At 74.1% G+C, this 17,505-nt stretch carries 18 protein-coding genes; 10 read left to right on the top strand and 8 right to left on the bottom strand.

Annotated elements, in window-relative coordinates:
- The first annotated feature begins 20 nt into the window (after positions 1 to 20).
- Positions 21 to 887 carry an LLM class flavin-dependent oxidoreductase gene (locus UIS43_RS03690; protein ID WP_013153036.1) on the top strand — a complete coding sequence of 289 codons (867 nt, stop codon included), beginning with the start codon at positions 21 to 23 and terminating at the stop codon, positions 885 to 887.
- Between the two features lie 104 nt (positions 888 to 991).
- Positions 992 to 1,717: a Mut7-C RNAse domain-containing protein gene (locus UIS43_RS03685; RefSeq protein ID WP_370012463.1), complete on the top strand. Its 726-nt coding sequence runs from the start codon at positions 992 to 994 to the stop codon at positions 1,715 to 1,717.
- 31 nt (positions 1,718 to 1,748) lie between these two features.
- Here the strand turns inward: UIS43_RS03685 and UIS43_RS03680 are convergent, their stop codons facing one another.
- The 4 genes from UIS43_RS03680 to UIS43_RS03665 form a co-directional block, all read right to left on the bottom strand.
- Complete coding sequence (locus UIS43_RS03680; protein WP_370012461.1) at positions 1,749 to 2,933, bottom strand: GDSL-type esterase/lipase family protein; 1,185 nt, start codon at positions 2,931 to 2,933, stop codon at positions 1,749 to 1,751.
- Between the two features lie 88 nt (positions 2,934 to 3,021).
- Complete coding sequence (locus UIS43_RS03675) at positions 3,022 to 3,591, bottom strand: TetR/AcrR family transcriptional regulator (RefSeq protein WP_013153033.1); 570 nt, start codon at positions 3,589 to 3,591, stop codon at positions 3,022 to 3,024.
- Positions 3,592 to 3,752: 161 nt separating this feature from the next.
- Positions 3,753 to 4,727, bottom strand: a complete 975-nt coding sequence (gene corA / locus UIS43_RS03670) for a magnesium/cobalt transporter CorA (RefSeq protein ID WP_013153032.1) — start codon at positions 4,725 to 4,727, stop codon at positions 3,753 to 3,755.
- A gap of 153 nt (positions 4,728 to 4,880) precedes the next feature.
- Positions 4,881 to 5,885: a YafY family protein gene (locus UIS43_RS03665; RefSeq protein ID WP_071622051.1), complete on the bottom strand. Its 1,005-nt coding sequence runs from the start codon at positions 5,883 to 5,885 to the stop codon at positions 4,881 to 4,883.
- Positions 5,886 to 6,104: 219 nt separating this feature from the next.
- Here UIS43_RS03665 and UIS43_RS03660 point away from each other — a divergent pair, with 219 nt between their 5' ends.
- A complete protein-coding gene (locus UIS43_RS03660) occupies positions 6,105 to 6,527 on the top strand; it encodes a VOC family protein (RefSeq protein WP_013153030.1) in 423 nt (140 codons plus the stop codon).
- 73 nt (positions 6,528 to 6,600) lie between these two features.
- Here UIS43_RS03660 and UIS43_RS03655 read toward each other — a convergent pair whose 3' ends face one another.
- A complete protein-coding gene (locus UIS43_RS03655; protein WP_013153029.1) occupies positions 6,601 to 7,506 on the bottom strand; it encodes an aminoglycoside phosphotransferase family protein in 906 nt (301 codons plus the stop codon).
- 258 nt (positions 7,507 to 7,764) lie between these two features.
- The gene (locus UIS43_RS03650) at positions 7,765 to 8,625 is read right to left on the bottom strand and encodes a helix-turn-helix transcriptional regulator (protein WP_210745396.1); all 861 of its coding nucleotides are present in this window, start codon (positions 8,623 to 8,625) and stop codon (positions 7,765 to 7,767) included.
- 87 nt (positions 8,626 to 8,712) lie between these two features.
- Between UIS43_RS03650 and UIS43_RS03645 the strand changes: the two genes are divergently transcribed.
- From UIS43_RS03645 to UIS43_RS03630, 4 genes are all read left to right on the top strand, one after another.
- Positions 8,713 to 9,477: an SDR family oxidoreductase gene (locus tag UIS43_RS03645; protein ID WP_013153027.1), complete on the top strand. Its 765-nt coding sequence runs from the start codon at positions 8,713 to 8,715 to the stop codon at positions 9,475 to 9,477.
- A 304-nt stretch (positions 9,478 to 9,781) separates the two neighbouring features.
- Positions 9,782 to 9,991, top strand: a complete 210-nt coding sequence (locus UIS43_RS03640; RefSeq protein WP_013153026.1) for a 4-oxalocrotonate tautomerase family protein — start codon at positions 9,782 to 9,784, stop codon at positions 9,989 to 9,991.
- 809 nt (positions 9,992 to 10,800) lie between these two features.
- Entirely contained in the window at positions 10,801 to 11,730 is a 930-nt protein-coding gene (locus UIS43_RS03635; protein WP_013153024.1) for a ribonuclease Z, read from the top strand.
- A 151-nt stretch (positions 11,731 to 11,881) separates the two neighbouring features.
- The gene (locus UIS43_RS03630; RefSeq protein WP_013153023.1) at positions 11,882 to 12,658 is read left to right on the top strand and encodes a putative protein N(5)-glutamine methyltransferase; all 777 of its coding nucleotides are present in this window, start codon (positions 11,882 to 11,884) and stop codon (positions 12,656 to 12,658) included.
- A gap of 66 nt (positions 12,659 to 12,724) precedes the next feature.
- Here the strand turns inward: UIS43_RS03630 and UIS43_RS03625 are convergent, their stop codons facing one another.
- Positions 12,725 to 12,973, bottom strand: coding sequence for a hypothetical protein (locus UIS43_RS03625; protein ID WP_013153022.1), 249 nt, complete (start codon positions 12,971 to 12,973; stop codon positions 12,725 to 12,727).
- 250 nt (positions 12,974 to 13,223) lie between these two features.
- Between UIS43_RS03625 and UIS43_RS03620 the strand changes: the two genes are divergently transcribed.
- Complete coding sequence (locus UIS43_RS03620; RefSeq protein WP_013153021.1) at positions 13,224 to 13,931, top strand: helix-turn-helix transcriptional regulator; 708 nt, start codon at positions 13,224 to 13,226, stop codon at positions 13,929 to 13,931.
- Between the two features lie 118 nt (positions 13,932 to 14,049).
- Here the strand turns inward: UIS43_RS03620 and UIS43_RS03615 are convergent, their stop codons facing one another.
- Positions 14,050 to 15,708: an FUSC family protein gene (locus tag UIS43_RS03615; RefSeq protein ID WP_370012454.1), complete on the bottom strand. Its 1,659-nt coding sequence runs from the start codon at positions 15,706 to 15,708 to the stop codon at positions 14,050 to 14,052.
- Positions 15,709 to 15,848: 140 nt separating this feature from the next.
- On the opposite strand from UIS43_RS03615, the gene UIS43_RS03610 reads away from it, so the two are divergent.
- Both UIS43_RS03610 and UIS43_RS03605 read left to right on the top strand, forming a co-directional pair.
- Entirely contained in the window at positions 15,849 to 16,334 is a 486-nt protein-coding gene (locus UIS43_RS03610) for a MarR family winged helix-turn-helix transcriptional regulator (protein WP_013153019.1), read from the top strand.
- 183 nt (positions 16,335 to 16,517) lie between these two features.
- Positions 16,518 to 17,492 carry a phosphotransferase family protein gene (locus UIS43_RS03605; protein WP_013153018.1) on the top strand — a complete coding sequence of 325 codons (975 nt, stop codon included), beginning with the start codon at positions 16,518 to 16,520 and terminating at the stop codon, positions 17,490 to 17,492.
- Positions 17,493 to 17,505: the final 13 nt, after the last annotated feature.

Below are 17,505 nucleotides of genomic sequence, written 5' to 3'. Positions count from 1 at the left end.
CCGCCCGGTAGAACGGCACCATGACCGAACTCGGAGCCGTCTTCCGCCCCCAACTGCCCCCCGAGCGCCTGCGCTCCGTGGCCCGCGCGGCCGACGAGGCCGGACTCGACCAGCTCTGGCTGTGGGAGGACTGCTTCCTGGAGAGCGGCGTGGCCGCCGCCTCCGCCGCCCTGGCCTGGACCGAGAACCTCACCGTGGGCGTGGGCCTGCTCCCCGTCCCCCTGCGCAACGTCGCCCTGACCGCGATGGAGACCGCCACCCTGCACCGGCTCTTCCCCGGCCGCGTGCGCATCGGCGTGGGCCACGGCGTGCAGGACTGGATGGCCCAGGTCGGCGCGCGCCCCGACTCCCCTCTCGCCCTCCTGCGCGAACACCTGGACGCGCTGCGCGCCCTGCTGGCCGGGGAGCGGGTCACCTCCCGGGGCCGTTACGTCACCTTGGACGACGTCGCCCTGGACTACCCTCCCACCGCCCCCGTCCCCGTACTGGCCGGTGCCCGCGGACCGCGGACCCTGCACCTGAGCGGACAGGCCGCCGACGGCACCATCCTGGACGCCGCGGCGGGAGTGGACGGCGTGCGACGGGCACGGAGGCTGGTCGACCAGGGGCGCGAGGCCGCAGGGCGTCCCGGCCACCACCCCGTGACCGTCTACCTGCTCGCCGCCACCGGCCCCGGCGCCGACCGGCGCATGGCCGCCGAACTGCGCGCCGAGGGCCTGACGCCGCAGACCGGCGTGGCCGGAGACGCCGACCGCGTCGCCGAGGCGGTGCGGCACATGGCCGAGGCCGGAGCCGACACCGTGGTGTTGCAGCCCACGGCCGACGAGCCCGACCCCGAGGGCTTCGTGCGCTTCACCGCCGAACGGGTCCGCCCGCTCCTGTCCTGAACCGCGCACCGGCCGCGCCGGGTACCTGCCGCACCGCGGCCCGCCGCGACCGATCGGCCCCATGGTCCGCGGGCGGGAACGGCCCGCTGGAAGGAAGAGAACCGATGCTGGACCTGAGCTTCGCGCCCGAACTGCGGTTCTTCCTGCCCTCACGGCACCGGAGCGGAACCGTGCGCCTGGAGGGCGACTCCACCTCCACCCTCGGACACGTCGTCCAGTCGTTGGGCGTACCCCTGACCGAGGTCGGCGCGCTGCGCGTCGACGGCCGCACCACCCCCGCCTCCCACATCCCCGCCCCGGGCGAGGCCGTGGAGGTCCTGCCCGTGCAGTACCCGCAGCGACTGCCCTTCGCCGAGCCGCGGTTCCTGCTCGACGTGCACCTGGGCACCCTGGCCCGGCGCCTGCGCCTGCTGGGTCTGGACACCGCCTACGACAACGACCGCGACGACCCCTCCCTGTTCCGCCAGGCCAACGCCGAGGACAGGGTGCTGCTCACCCGCGACCGCGGACTGTTGAGCCGCAGCGGCCTGCGGGCGGGCGGCTACGTGCGCGAGCAGCGGCCCGCCGAGCAGCTGCGCGAGGTGCTGGAGCGCTTCGCTCCGCCTCTGCGGCCCTGGACCCGCTGCCCGGCGTGCAACGGCGCACTGGTGCACGCCGCCAAGGAGGAGGTACGCGAGGACCTGGAGGCGGGCACCCGCGCCACCTACGACGTGTTCGCGCGCTGCTCCGGGTGCGAGCGGGTGTACTGGCCCGGCGCCCACCACTCCCGGCTGGCCCAGATCGTGCGCGAGGCCCAGAAGTTGGTGTCCGCGCGCTCCGGACCGGCCTGACCCGCGAGGGAAGGGCGGGCCGGTCGGGCCTTCAGGGTCTGTGGCCGTGGAACGGGCCGCCCGCGCCGAAGGCGCGTTCGGCGAAGCGCTCACCGATGCGCCGGTGTGTGGCGGCGTCCGGGTGCAGGTCGTCGGGCAGCGGCAGTTCGGTGTTGTCCGCCTCACCGTAGAGTTCGCGGCCGTCGAGGTAGTGCAGGTTCGGGTCCTCGGCCGCGCGTTGGCGCACGACACGCGACAGCTCCTCGCGGATGACGGTGAGCGTCAGCTTTCCGGCGGCCCGCTCGCCGGGGTCGCCGGTGGCCCGGAACCGCAGTTCCCCGGCGCGCAGGGAGTCCGGGTCGAAGGCGCACGGGCCGGGTGTGTCCTCGTGGATGGGGCACAGGATCGGCGAGACGACCAGCAGCGGTGTGCTGGGGTGCCCCTCCCGGAGGGTGTCCAGGAAGCCGTGCACCGCGGGACCGAAGGCGCGCAGGCGCATCAGGTCGGCGTTGACCAGGTTGATGCCGATCTTGAGGCTGATCAGGTCGGCGGGGGCGTCGCGCATGGCGCGGGCCGTGAACGGGTCGAGCAGGGCGCTGCCGCCCAGGCCGAGGTTGACCAGTTCCACACCGCCGAGGGAGGCGGCCAGCGCGGGCCAGACGGTGGTGGGGCTGGCGGCGTTGGAGCCGTGGCTGATGGAGCTGCCGTGGTGCAGCCACACCCTGCGTCCCCGGTCGGGTGCGGGTTCGACGGCCGCGTCGGTGCGCAGGGCGACGAGTTCGGTGGTCTCGTTGTGCGGCAGCCAGATCTCGACGTCCTTGACGCGGTCGGGCAGGCCGGTGAAGCGCACGGTGGCCACGGGTCCGGGCCGGTGCTCGACCGAGCCGGTGGCCATGTCGACGGTCAGGGTGTCGCCGCCGGTCGCAGTGGCCTGGTCGACGAGGCGTCCGTCCACGAGCAGGTCGTACACGCCGTCCGGGCGGGGCGGGGCCCCCGTGTAGGCGCGCTTGGTGGGCAGCGTGTCGAGTTCGAGGGCGGTGGCCCGGGTCCGCAGGGCCAGCCGTACCCCGGAGGGCTGGGACTCGGCCATGAGCAGCTGCGGGTCCCCGCACTGGGCGCGGGCCCGCGCGGGCAGCCGGTGCGGCAGCACGCCGCGCTCGGTGCGCTCCAGGTCGAGGGCGCCGCGCAGGAGGTCCGCGGTGAGGGGTGTGGTGGTCCAGTGCTGCTGGGTGTTCATGGTGTCAACCTGGTGGTCGGGGTCGTCGTGAAGTCTGGTGGGTCGGCGGGCGCGGCTCGGCGCCGGCGGGAGGGTGCGGGGGCCGCGGTCAGGGCTCGGGCCAGTTGCGCAGCAGGGCGTCGAGGGCGTCCAGGGTCCGTGTCCAGGTCTCCTGGGTGTCGGGGGCGCTGTGGCTGAACCCTCCGCCCAGTTCCAGGGTCACGTAGCCGTGGAAGACGCTGCCCAGCAGGCGGACCGCGTGGGTCTGGTCCGGCTCGGTCAGGTCGTAGCCGCGCAGGATCGCCCGCGTCATCTGTGCGTGCCGGACACCGGCGCTGGCGGCGGCCGTCTGCGGGTCGAGTCTGAGCTGGGCCGCGGCGTAGCGGCCCGGATGCTCGCGGGCGTAGTCGCGGTAGACGTTGGCCAGGGCGGTCAGGGCGTCCTTGCCCGCCCGTCCGGCCAGGGCGTCGGCGGCCCGGTCGGCGAGTTCCTCCAGGGCGAGCAGGGCGATCTGTGTTCTCAGGTCCTGGGAGTTGCGCAGGTGTGAGTACAGGCTGGCGACCTTGACGTCGAAGCGCCGGGCCAACTCCGAGACGGTCACCCGCTCGAAGCCGACCTCGTCTGCCAGCTCTGCTCCCGCCTCGGTGAGGCGTTCGGTGGTCAGTCCCGCGCGTGCCATAACCTCTCCCCTCTCTGCCGGAAACCACTGTACTTTTTCCTAAGGGTGTTAGGCAAGGGGTTGTGCGTATCAGGGAGGAGCCTGTGCGGTGCGGAGAGGGGATCCGCGTTCGTGGACCGTGCCCGGACCGGCGAGGAAGCCGCGCCCCCGGCCCGGGGCGTCTACAACCAGCCGTTCTTGCGCAGCCGGTGGTAGGCCAGGCCGGAGGCGCCGACCATCACGCCCATGATGAGGGGGTATCCGAACAGCCAGTGCAGTTCGGGCATGTGGTCGAAGTTCATGCCGTAGAACCCGGCGATCATGGTGGGAATCGCGATGACGGCCGCCCAGGAGGAGATCTTGCGGACGTCCTCGTTCTGCTGCTTGCCCAGCAGGGCCAGGTGGGCGGTGAGCGCGCTGGTGAGCAGCTCGTTGTGGTCGTCGACCTGGTCGTCCACCCGCAGCAGGTGGTCCAGGACGTCGCGGAAGTACTCCCTGGTCTCCTCGAACCGCTGGATGCGCCCCTTGGCGATCTCCTCCAGCACCGGGATGAGCGGGCTCTCCGCGCTGCGGAACTCCAGCACCTCGCGTTTGAGGTGGTAGATGTCCTCGGTCACGTCCGAGCCGCGGGGACGGAAGACCGCGCGCTCCAGCTCGATGATGTCGGACTCGATCTCGTGCACCACCGTGCCGTAGTGGTCGACGATCTCGTCGCACACCCCGTAGAGCACGGCGGCGGGGCCCATGGCCAGCAGGGTGGGATCGGCCTCCAGACGCCTGCGGACGCGGTCGAGCGGATTGGCGGCGCCGTGGCGGACACTGACCACGAAGTCCTCGCCGATGAACAGCGTCGCCTCGCCGACCTCGACGTCGGAGGTCTCCTCGTGGTAGGCGAGCGTCTTGACCACGGCGAACAGGGTGTCGTCGTAGTGTTCCAGTTTGGGGCGCTGGTGGGCGGTGAGCGCGTCCTCCACGGCCAGGGGGTGGAGGGTGAGCTCCTCCTCGATGAGGCCGAACTCCTCCGCGGTGGGTTCGTGGAGCCCGATCCACACGAAGCAGTCGCCCTGTTCGCGGCGGGCCTCGTCGAAGGCGTCGCTGATGTCGCCCTCGATCTCCTGGCGCCTGCCGTCGTGGTAAATCGCCTTGTCTATGATCACGAACCATCATTATGGGCGCTGCATCCCCTTCTGTACGCCCGATTCCGCGCACCAAAGGCCTCCCGGCCGGGGCTTCGAACCCCCACCGGTCTCACCCGTCCGGGGCCGGGGCCGCCCGCGCCCCGGAGTGCGGCGATCCGCCCTCCGGCGCGGTCAGCGCTCGGGGGCGCGGGCCTGACGGCCGCCGCCCGCGTAACGGCGGGCCAGCCGCGCGAAGGCGTCCTCCAGCTCGGGCGGTCCGACGACCTCGAAGTCGGCGTCGAAGCGGCCGACGGCCGAGGCCAGGCCGACCCACGACCAGGAGCCGAGGACCAGGCGGCAGCGCTCGGGACCCACCTCCTCGACCAGCCCGTCGTGCGCGAAGGGAGCGACGGCGCGGGCGGGCAGGTCGAGGATCACCTCACCGCGGCAGGGCCAGTCGACCGTTCCGTCCGAGCCCCGGAACCTGCCGATGAGGAAGGCCGCCACATCACCCCCGGGCACCTCCCGAGGGGTGAACCGGGGGCCGTTGGGACTGCGCAGCGCGATGCGGTCCACCCGCAGGGTCCGCCAGTCCTCGCGCTCGACGTCCCAGGCCAGGAGGTACCAGTGCCCCGCCCAGGTGACCAGGTGGTGGGGCTGGACCCGGCGCGGGCCCACGGCGGCCTCGTCCCGGGAGGCGGACCGGAAGGCGGGGGCGTAGTCCAGGCGCAGTTCCTCGCGGGCGTGCACGGCGGCGCTGATCGCCGTGAGCAGCCCGCCGTCGGCCCGCGCCCGCGGGGCGGAGGGCGGGGCGACCACGGCGACCCGGACCGCGTTGATCCGTTGGCGCAGGCGGGCGGGCATGACCTGTCGAACGGTGTTGAGGGCGCGCGCCGCGGCCTCCCCGATCCCGGCGCCGGTGGCCGTGGCCGCCTGGAGCGCGACGGCCAGCGCGACGGCCTGCTCGTCGTCGAACAGCAGCGGGGGCATCCGCGACCCCGCGTCGAGCCGGTACCCGCCGTCGGGCCCCTTGAAGGTCGTGATCGGGTAGCCGAGTTCGCGCAGACGGTCCACGTCACGTCGGACCGTGCGCGCACTGACGTCCAGCCGGTCGGCCAGGTCCTGCCCCGACCAGTCCCGGCGGGTCTGGAGCACGGAGAGCAGCGCCAGCAGGCGGGCGGAAGTCTTCATCACCATGGGATCCATCCTGCTGGAAATAGAGGACACACCCTGGCCCCTACCCCTGCCAATGTGAGACCGCAGACGCCGACGGGGACCGACACAGGCGCGGTCATCGCGGGTCACGGCCCATCGGCGGCGGGCACCAGGTGCCCGCCGCCAAGGGGAGCGGTGGCGTCCGCCCGTGACACGCACCCGCTCGGCGCATGTCCACACCCACACGACCAGGGAGCCGGCATGTCCGTCACGACCACGACCCACCTGAACCTGCGCGGCGACGCCCGCGCGGCGCTCGACTTCTACCACTCCGTCTTCGGCGGGGACGTCGTCGCCGTCACCTACAAGGACGCGGGCAACGTGACCAACCCCGACGAGGCGGACTGGGTGGTCTGGGGCCAGGTGGTCGCGGACAACGGGTTCCGCGTCATGGCCTACGACGTGCCCTCGGCGATGCCGTGGGACCAGGGCGAGAACGCCGTCTTCGTCTCCGTGCGCGGTGACAGCGCCGACGAGATCACCGGCTTCTGGGAGAAGCTGTCCGTGGGCTCGACCATCGTGCAGCCGCTGGAGCCCTCCCAGTGGGCGCCGCTCTACGGGATGCTCAAGGACCGCTTCGGCGTCGTCTGGGTCCTGGACGTCGCGGCCCCCTACAACGGCTGACCCCGCGCGGAGGGGGTGTGCGCCGGGCCGAGCACCCGCCCGGCGCACGCCTTTCTCCCCGCCGGGGCCCTGTTCAGCCCTTGGTGAGGCGCCGTAGCGCGGCGCGGGCGGGCGCCCCCCAGCTGGCGTGGCCGCCCGCGCGTCCGCGGACCCCGGCCTCGCCGACGAGGAGGCCGCCCAGGGCGCACAGCACGGCCCACCCGCGGGCCCGGCGCAGGGTCGCGGGGTCCGGGGTCGGCCGGTAGGCGCGGTAGAAGCGCCTGACGGCGCCGTCCGGCAGCAGGATCCAGGCGGCGGCCAGATCGCAGGCCGGGTCGCCCGTGGACAGGTCGCCGAAGTCGACCACGCCGCAGAAGGTGCCGTCCGCGGTCAGGACGTTGGCCGGGTGCAGGTCGCCGTGCAGCCACAGCGCGGGGCCCCGCCACGCGGGTGCGGCGACGGCGTTCCTCCAGATCGCGCGGACGGCGTCCGGATCCTCGACCAGCCCCATCGCGGTGGCCGAGGCGAACTGTTCGCGGAACTGCTCAGCGCAGTCGGTGAGGGGGCCGCCCTTGCCGCTGGCGGGGGCGTTGTCGGGGGCGGGCTGGTGCAGAGCGGTCAGGAAGGCGGCCAGGTCCTCGGCCGCCCGTTCGGCGTCCGTGGCGGGGGCCAGGTCGGCGGGTGTGCCCGGTACCCAGGTGGTGACGATCCAGGGCCGTTCGAACCGGGGGCTGGGCACGCCCAGCCGCAGCGGGACCGGGACCGGCAGGGGAAGGCGCGGGGCGAGCGCGGGCAGCCAGGGGAGCTCTCCCTGCATCAGCGCGTTGGTGGACCGCCATGACCAGGGCAGCCGGACGGCGAGGTCGTCACCCAGCCGCCACATCTGGTTTCCCCAGCCCCGCGATCCCGAGTGCAGGGGGCGGTCGGCGAGGTCGGGGTGCTGTTCGAGCAGCAGACCTCGGACCAACTCCGCGGTGAGGCCGATCGGGGGGTGCGCCATGGCAAGCAACAGTAGTTCACCGGTCCGGCCGCGTTCGCTGCCGGCATGCGCACGCCCCGAGGGCCCCGTCGCCTCCGGAGGGGACCCAGCAGGCCCGAAAGGGGCAACGGCCGCCGGGTGGGTCTACGCCGCGTTCGTGATCGGTGTGTCCTCCCGCCGCGTGGTGGGCTGGTGGGTGACGCGGTCGCTGCGCACCGCCCGTTTCCAACCCGGACGGTGAGGGGCGCTGCACGGCCCCGGGATCGCGGTCGGGGGTCCTCAGAGCGCCGGTCCGGTGACTTCCTGGGTACCGAGAACGGCGAGCAGGTCAAGGAGGTCGGCGCTGTCGGTGCCGACCGCGGGGGTGAACCAGAGCAGCCGCTGTCGGCCGTCCTCGCTGAACAGGTGGAGGCAGTTGACCTCGATCAGGCCGAGCGTGGGGTGGTTGAGGCGTTTGCGGTCGTCGCGCCGGAACGCCACGTCGTGTTCGGCCCACAGGGCGGCGAATTCGGGGGAGGCGTCGGTCAGCGAGCTGATCATCGAACGGGCTTCGGTGTCCTTGGCGCCTCGTCTGGCGGCGGCTGCCCGCAGGTCGGCGACGAAGGCCCGGGACTGGCCCTCGTGGTCGGCTTCGGGATACATCTGCCGGGCGCCGGGCTCGGTGAACCACCGGTGGACGAAGCTGGCCCGGGCGCCGCGGAGGCCGGAGTGGTCCCCGAGCAGCGCTATCGCCAGCGGGTTCTGCACGAGGGTGACGTGCAGGTCGGTGATGACCTGCGCGGGTGTCGACGTCAGACGGATGAGCAGGTCGAGCATGCCGGGGTGGACGTGCGAGGCCGGTCCGCCGTGCGCGGGCACCGGGCGGTCGGCCAGGTGGTAGAGGTAGTCGCGCTCGTCGGCGGTCAGGCGCAGGGCCCTCGCCAGAGCGGCGACCATCTGCTCGGAGGGCTGGGATCCGGCACCGCGTTCGAGTTCGTTGTAGTAGTCCACCGATGCGCCTGCGAGCTGGGCGACCTCCTCGCGGCGCAGCCCGGGCACCCGGCGGCGGAGCCCGTGGGGAAGTCCCACATCGGCCGGACGGATGCGTTCACGCCGCGAGCGCAGGAAAGCTCCCAGCTCGGTGTATCTCACAGAACCCATGTCATCCATTCTGCGTCCGGCCGGGACGCCGACACAGGGGATGAGATCCCCTGGTTCCCCCGGTCGGCGGCGTGCACCGTGGAGGACATGACTACGGACCACACCACAAGCACCCCTTCGCCGGACGCGCGTGTCGCCGTCGTTACCGGCGGATCACGCGGCATCGGCCGAGCGGTCTCCCTCAGACTCGCCCAGGACGGCCTCGCCGTCGTGGTGAACTACGCCCGCGACGCGGCCGCCGCCGAGGAGGTGGTGGCGGCGATCACCGCCGCCGGCGGGCGGGCGGTCTCGGTGCGGGCGGACGTGGCGGACGAGCACGCGGTCGCCGAGCTGTTCGACCGGGCCGAGCAGGTGTTCGGCGAGGTGGACGCCGTGGTGAACTGCGCCGGCCGACTCGCTCTGTCGCCCATCGCCGACCTCGACCTGGCGGTGCTCGACGCCGTACACCGCACCAACATCCGTGGCGCTTTCGTCGTCGCCCAGCAGGCCGCCCGACGACTGCGCGCGGGAGGCTCGTTCGTGGGCTTCTCGACCTCCGTGGTCGGCACCAGCTTCCCTGCCTACGGTGCGTATGCGGCGAGCAAGGCGGCCGTCGAGTCGGTCACGCTGATCCTCGCTCGCGAGCTGCGCGGGCGGGACATCACCGTGAACACCGTCGCCCCGGGCCCCACGGCCACGGACCTGTTCCTCGAAGGCAAGACCCCCGAGCAGATCGACCAGCTCGCCAAGGCGGCGCCCCTGGAGCGGCTGGGCACCCCCCAGGACATCGCCCAGGTGGTCGCCTTCCTCGCCAGCCCGGCAGGGCACTGGGTGAACGGCCAGGTCATCCGGGCCAACGGGGGCCTGGTGTGACGCCACGGTCGGACGCCGCACCCCGTCGCCCCCGGCGTCCGGCCGGGCGGCACCGACCGCTTCTCCCTCGCCGACGCAAGCCGTTGACGCACGCAGCGCCCCCAGCCGCGACGGCTGCGAGGTGGAGCCGCTCATGTGCGCCCGGATCCGGGCGCGGTCCCGCCAACGGCTCGGCACCGACGAACCGCTGACCCCCGCGTCGGCACCTGCCAACGCCCACACCAACCGAGAACGGCACCGTGGCCACACGTTCTCGGACACATGCTTCCGCATCACGGGAGAACCCAACCAAGGAGGAACACCCATGCCTTTCGCCAACTTCAAGGTCCCCGCGGGCACCATCACCCCCGAGGACAAGAAGAAACTCGTCGAGCGCACCACCGACCTGTACGTGGAGATCTACGGTGAGCGGGCCCGACCCACCACCGTCGTGCTGGTCGAGGAGGTCGCCGACGGCGGCTGGGGCGTCGCCGGCGGCGTCCTGACCGCCGCCATGCTCAACGGAGACGCCTGACCCTCCCGTGCGGGGCTCAGCGCGCTGGGCCTGGTGCTCGACTCCGCGGGTGCCTGACCCCAGTGCGCGGCCCTTGTCTGGCCAGGGCCTGTGGTCGTTGGGCGAGAGCTTTTCCGCGGCGCCGTCACGGCGAGGAGGCCACGCCTGGCCGACCTGTGTGCAGGGCGCTTAGCGCACGATCCTGCTCACGCCCCGAGACCGTCAGCGGCGTCACGGCGCTGGTCCTGGATCCCGACCAGGGCCGTTCCCCCAGGTCGCGACCGTCACTGACGGCCGCCAGGGGCACCTGACCGCAGAGCCCTGGCAGGTCGGCTCTCCGGTGGAACTAATAACGTTTCGTTGGTTACGTTATTAGTTAACGTAAAGCCAATCCGCACACGCAATGAAGGTCCAGACGCCCCCGCGTTCTCACCTCCGATAAGTGAACCTTATAAGGTGTTACTACATGTGTTGCTACAAAGAGGGCGGGGGAGCCCGGAGTTTCGTTGGCGGCGCCCTCGGGGACTGCTGGCCGGGGCCCGAAAACGCGATGGATACAGCGAGGGCTGTACTAACGTCGCGTGGCCCCCAGGGCCCTCCGTCCCGGCGGCGACGAAGGCCGCCCCCGGTAAGCGGGGCCCTCCCCCGGCCCGCCGGTCGGCGGTGAGCGCGTGCGGCACGCGGGCCCTGTCGGCGCCGACGGGCCGGGGCGACGTCCTGGCCCCTCTCCCGGGCGACGGGGAGCAGGGTCGGCACCCGCTCGCGGGTACGCGCGGACCCGCACGTTTCCTGGCAGGGGCCCCGACCCGCACTGTGGCAGGATCCCTCCCATGTCCGTACGCGAACTCGTGGTCCTGGGCACCTCCAGCGCGGTGCCCACCCGCCGCCGCAACCACAACGGCTACTTCCTGCGCTGGGACACCCACGGCGTCCTGTTCGACCCCGGCGAGGGGACCCAGCGCCAGATGCGCCTGGCGGGCCTGGCCGCCACCGACATCACCCGCATCTGCGTCACCCACTTCCACGGCGACCACTGCCTGGGCCTGCCCGGCACCATCCAGCGCATCGCCCGCGACCGGGTGCCCCACACCGTGCGCGTGGCCTACCCCGCCGACGGCCAGAGCTACTGGCGGCGGCTGCGCCACGCCACCGCCTTCCACGACACCGACGTCGTACTCCCCCAGCCGGTCGGCGGCACCGGTTCCTGTCTGCTGGGCGAGTCGGACCTGCGCGTCACCGCGCTGCCGCTGCGCCACTCGACCACCGCCTACGGCTACCGGCTGGCCGAACCGGACGGCTGGCGGATGCTGCCCGAACGGCTGGCCGCCCACGGCGTGCGCGGCCCCATGGTCGGCGAACTCCAGCGGCGGGGGTCGGTCACCACCGCCCAGGGGCGCCGCGTGGAGCTGGCCGACTGCGCGCGGCCGCGCCGGGGCCAGGTCATGGCGTTCGTGATGGACACCGCCGAGTGCGAGGAGGCGGTCGAACTCGCGCGCGGAGCCGACATGCTGGTGATCGAGTCGACCTACCTGGACACCGAGGAGCACCTGGCCCGCGCCTACGGCCACCTGACCGCCCGCCAGGCCGGGCGCGTGGCCGCGCGCGCCGGGGCGCGCACCCTGGTGCTCACCCACATCTCCGAACGCTACGAGGACCGCGACGACGCCCGCTTCCTCGCCGAGGCCGCCGCCGAGTTCGACGGGCCCCTCACGCTGGCCCAGGACCTGCAACGCCTGCCGGTGCCGCCCCGCGACTCCTGAGACGGGCCCGGTCGGGTAGAGTTCCGGGGCACCGAACCGCACAACCGAGGGGGTGAGGACGATCTCCGCTGTCGCAGGAGGGGCGTTCCCACCGCGAGGTCACGCACCCGCGTCGTAGCCGGAGCGCCCGACAGTTCGTCGAAAGGCTCTCGTGGCATCCCCACCTTCCCCGGTCTCCCCTGCCCTCGTCGCCCGTCTGCGCGAAGCGGGCTGCGTCTTCGCCGAGCAGGAGGCGGACCTGATCGCCTCCGCCGCGCGCACCCCCGACGAACAGGATCGGATGGTCCGGCGCCGCTGCGCCGGCCTGCCCCTCGAACACGTCCTGGGCTGGGCCCTGTTCTGCGGGCTGCGCGTGCGCGTGGACGAGGGCGTGTTCGTGCCCCGCCCGCGCACCGAGTTCCTGGCCCGCCAGGCCCGCGCCCTGCTCACCCCCGGCGCCGTGGCCGTGGACCTGTGCTGCGGTTCGGGGGCCCTGGGCGCGGTCCTGGCGCACACCCGCGCCGACATCACCCTGCACGCCGCCGACATCGACGCCGCCAGCGTGGCCTGCGCCCGGCGCAACCTGCCCGGGCACCGGGTGCACCGGGGCGACCTGTACGACGCCCTGCCCCCGGATCTGCGCGGCCGCGTCCAGGTGCTGGTCGCCAACGTGCCCTACGTCCCCACCGACCGGATCGCGCTGCTGCCCGCCGAGGCGCGCGTGCACGAGGACCGGCGGGCCCTGGACGGGGGACAGGACGGGCTGGACCTGCTGCGCCGTGTGGCAGCCGACGCCGGCCGGTGGCTGGCTCCGGGCGGCCGGGTGCTGGTGGAGGTGGGTCAGGAGCAGGTTCTGGCCGCGCGGGAGGCCTTCGTCCGAGGCGGTCTGGCCTGTGAGGTGGTCTCCTGCCCGGAGTGGGAGGCCACCGTGGTGACGGGCACCCGCTGACCGTCCGGACCCCCGTGTACGCCGTGCCCGGGTGGACCGTCGCCGCGCCCCGCCCGGGCACGGCGGTCAGGTGTCCTGGTCGTCGGACCTCTCGGACATCCGGTCGCGTACCTGGGTCAGGGTCTGGATCAGCTTGTCCAGGTAGGGGCGGTCCCCGCTGTCGTCATGCAGGTGCAGGGTCACTCCGGGCGCCACGTCGACCAGGGCCAGGGCCAGGAGGTCGGGGTGGTCCCGGCGCCAGAACACCTTGACGTCCTCGGCGTTGGGTTGGCTTATGGAGAGCTTGACGGTGGTGGTGATCGAGGTGGTGCTCACGGAGTTCCTCCTGGAGGCGACGGGGTCGCTGCGTTCGGGTACGGCGGTGCGCTGCCGCTCGTGAGGCTTCGTCGCGGGGCCGGGTCGGAGGCGCCACTCTTGTGGGCCCGGTGTCCATGGGCGTGACCTCTCCCCCCTTACCTACCCGCGGGTGGGGGCGCCGCCCCTTTTCCGGCCTGCCGGTTCGTGCGGACCGGCCGCGCGCCACGTTTCGGTCGCCGCCGCACCGTGTACGACGCATCCTGGAGGTATGCACGCTCCCGACGCCACCCGCCTGGCCGCCCTGGCCGCCCTGCTGGCCGACCCCACCCGCGCCGGGGTGTGCCTGGCGCTGCTGGACGGGCGCGCCTGGACCGCCGGGGAGCTGGCCCGCCACACCGGTGTGGGTGCCTCCACCGTCAGCGAGCACCTGACCCGGCTGGTCGAGGGCGGTCTGCTCGCCCAGGAACGCCAGGGCCGCCACCGCTACGTGCGCCTGGCCGACGAGGCGGTGGCGCATCTGGTGGAGGCCCTGGCCGCGCACGCCGACCCGGGCCCGGCCCACCAGCGCCCGCGCACCCTGCGCACCGTGCACGCCGACCGGGCCCTGGCGCGGGCGCGCACCTGCTACGACCACCTGGCCGGAGGGCTGGGCTGCGCCGTCACCCGGGCCATGACGGGGCGGGGCCTGCTGACCCAGGACACGGGGTTCGCGCTCACCGAGGCCGGGGTGGCCTGGTTCGCCGAGCAGCGGATACCGCTGGCGCGCGGGGGAAAGCGCCCGCTGGTGCGCTCGTGCCTGGACTGGACCGAACGCCTGCCGCACCTGGCCGGAACGGCCGGGGCGGCGCTGTGCCGCCACGCGCTGGACGCGGGGTGGTGCGCGCGCGTGGGTTCGGGGAGGGCGTTGCGGATCACCGAGCGGGGTGAGCGGGCCTGGTATGAACTCCTGGGGGTGCGGGCCGCCGCGCTCGGCTGAGCACCGCGGCCTCGTGTGGTCCCCGCTTCGCGGCATGGACCGCGGTGGTCGACGGCGTTCCCGGCCCGCGCTGGCAGCCGCCGGCGGCCTCGCCCTGCCGTGGGTTCCGTCCTGCGCCTCACTCCGGAAGGGCGCCGACCGCTCGGCCGGGCAGGGCGGCCCCGTCCAGCAGGGCGCGGGCGCGGCGTTCCACGTCCTGGACCTCCCGCGCGCACGCCCCGGCCAGCCACGGCTCCCCCTCGGCCAGGGCGTGGGAGGCGCGCAGCGCCACCAGGCTGCGCGCCAGGCGTCGGCGCGCGGCCGCGTCGGCGCCCGCGCACTCCCGCGCCCGGGCGAGTTCGCGCTCGCACGCGGCCAGGGCCTGGCTCAGGTGGTCCCCGGCGCGGCGGTTGGCGACCGCCGCGCACACCAGGAGCCCGACCGCGGCTCCCAGCACGGTGGCCCACAGCCGCTCGGCCGCCAGCCCGTCCGCGCCCGGGTCGGCGTCGGCCAGGCCCGACAGGGCCAGGGTGAGGGGGGTGACGAACACGATGGCGTAGGAGTAGTTGGTGGTCACCACCAGTTCGGCCGCCATCTGGCACGCCACCACCAGCGCGATGACGCCCAGCGGGGAGTAGTCCAGGCTGAAGAGCACGGCGGCCAGCGCCACGCCCACGACCGTGCCCGCGCCGCGTTGCAGGGTGCGGTGCCAGGTGGTGGTGACGTTGACGGCCTGCAGGACCGATCCGGCCGAGACGGCGGCCCAGTAGCCGTGTCCCATGCCCAGCGCCCAGGCCAGGGCACCGGCCAGCAGGCAGGCCAGGACGATGCGCACCACCGACACCGGGGTGGGCGAGGGCGCGCGCAGTGCGGCGCGCAGGCGCTCGACCGCCCCGGGCGGGGGTGCGTGGTGGCGGCGCAGGTGTGCGGCGGCCTGGGACAGGGCGGCGTGCTCGTCGGCGCCGACCAGGGGTTCGACGGCGCGTTCGGTGCGCAGGCGGCGGGCCAGTTCGCTCATCTCGGCGGCGGCGCGGGCGTCGGTGACGCGGTCTCCGGTTCCGGTGAGCAGGGTTTCGGCGCGGGCGGTGAGGACCTCCAGGGCCTGGCGGGTCGGGGTGTGCCCGGGGGAGGACAGCAGGACGTGCCAGGCCTGGTGGAGGGCGGTCTCGGCACCGGTGCGGGCGGGGGGTGCGGGGCGGCGCAGGTGGCGGGCGAGGGCGTGCAGGGCGCGGGCGACCGCCAGGCGTTCGGGGGCGGTGGGATGGACCAGGGCGCCGACCAGGGCCAGGGCCCAGCACAGGGCGGCCGCGGCCGCGGTGGTGGCCGCCACCACCGGCAGCGCGGTCAGGGGCTGGGGGTTGTAGGCGGCCACCCCGGCGGCGAAGACGAACATCAGCCCGGCCGGGGCGCCGAACTCCAGGGCGTCGGAGAGGTACTTGGCCCCTCCGGCGACCAGGGCCACGACCGTGATGGCGGCCAGGGGGTGGGGGAGCGCGGCCGAGACCAGCGCGCCCAGGGCCACGGCCAGGGTCAGGGTCGCGCCGACCACGGCCAGGAGCCGGGCGCGGCGGGCGTAGGTGTCGTCGCGCGCGTACAGGGCGGTGAAGCAGCCCATGGCGGCGTAGGGGGCCAGGTCGATGCGCCCCGCGGCGTGCAGCGCCAGCAGGGGCAGGGCCACGCACACTCCGGCGCGCAGCGCGGTGACGGCGACGTTGCCGCGCACGGGCCTGGGCGCGAAGGCCCCGCGGGTGGTGAGGGTGCGGCGTAGCGCACCCCACAGGCGATAAAAGTAATTCACAAGTAAATTATCTTAGGATGTTCTGCGGGCCGGACGAACCCCCGCGGGGGGAGAGACCGCCCACTTCCGCCCGGCACCCCGCCCACGGGCACGCCCGCCCGCACCCGGCGACCGGCCCCGCCGCACACGCGAAGGACACCATGAGCGACGCCGTTTCCCGCTTCCTCGACAGCTGGTCGCGCCTGCGCCCCGACCTGGACCTGACCAGCATGGCCGCCATGGGCCGCGTCCTTCGCCTGGCCGCCCTGATGAACAACGCCACCGAGGACGGACTCGCCGACGCCGAGGTCACACGCCCCGAGTTCGAGGTCCTGGCCGCCCTGCGCCGCTCCCCCCACGGACTGCGCCCCCGCCAGCTCACCCGCGAGACCATCTCCTCGGGCGCCGCCACCACCAAACGCCTCACCCGCCTGGAGGCCGCCGGGCTCATCACCCGCACCCCCCTCGAACGCGACCGCCGCGAGGTCCAGGTCCGCCTCACCGAACGCGGACAGGCCCTGGCCGACACCCTCTTCGCCGGACAGCTCGACCGCGAGGCCGACCTCCTGCGACCCCTGACCGGCGACGAACGCGCCCAGCTGGCCGACCTGCTCTCCCGCGTCCTGTCCCCCATCGACCGCGCCTGAACCCCGCGCCGACGAGCGCCGGCGGCGCGCGGCCCCACCCGCCGCCGGCCGGGACGGCCGCGTCGACTGAGCCGGGCTCGCGGCTCCGGCCCGCGGCGAGTGGTCGGCGCCAAAACCACGGGCACACCCCGCCGGGGCCGTGCGAGGATGGCCGCCCACCCCACCACACCCCTCAGGAGTGCCATGAGCGCGCCCGCCGTCGACCTCGCCCGCGCCGTCCCCGACCTGCTCGGGCGCCCCGGCCCCGCCCGCGCCGTCCAGCGCCTGCGCGGCGGCTCCAAGAAGGGCGTCTACCGCCTGGCTCTGGACCAGACCACCGTCATCGCCTACCTGTGGCACGACAGCGAGGACTACTGGCCCGCCACCGCGCACGGCGCCGACCCGGCCGACCCCTTCTCCCACGCCTCGGGCGCCGACCTGTTCACCGCCGCCCACCGCGCCCTGACCGACCTGGGCGTGCGCGTCCCCCGCCTGTACGCCCTGGACACCAGCGGCGCCCACCGCCCCGGCTGCCTGGCCGTCCTCGAGGACGTCCCCGGTCCCACCCTCGAAGAACTCCTGCACCGCGACCCCCGCGCCGCGCGTCCGGTCCTGGACCGCCTGGGCCGCGACCTGCGCACCATGCACGCGAGCACCGACACCGCCTTCGGCAAGGTCGCCCACCTGGACGCGGGCGGCGCCGCCGACGCCCCCTCCTGCCACCAGCTGGTCCTGGACCGGGCCCTGACCGACCTGGACGAGGCCGCCCACCGCGACCCGCGCATGCGCCGGAGCCGCGAACGCCTCACCGCCACCCTGCACACCCTGGCCGCGCGCGTGGAACCCCGCCGCGAACACGCGCTCATCCACGGCGAACTCGGACCCGACCACGTCCTGGTCGACGCCCAGGGCGCCCCCGTCCTGATCGACATCGAGGGGCTGATGTTCTTCGACGTGGAGTGGGAGCACGCCTTCCTGCGCCTGCGCTTCGGCGGGCACCACCCGCGCCTGGCCACCCGCCCCCTGGACCCGGCCCGCACCGCCCTGTACGAACTGGCCCTGCACCTGTCCCTGGTCGCCGGTCCCCTGCGCCTGCTCGACGGCGGCTACCCCGACCGGGCCCTCATGCTCGGCATCGTCGAGCACAGCCTCCACATCGCGCTGGCCACCACCGCCTGACACACTCGGTACC

Origin of the sequence: Nocardiopsis sp. LDBS0036 (assembly GCF_041228755.1) — a bacterium.
Lineage (GTDB): Bacteria > Actinomycetota > Actinomycetes > Streptosporangiales > Streptosporangiaceae > Nocardiopsis > Nocardiopsis dassonvillei.
The sequence above is the reverse complement of the archived record's forward strand: the minus strand, read 5'-3'. Positions and strand labels throughout refer to the sequence as shown.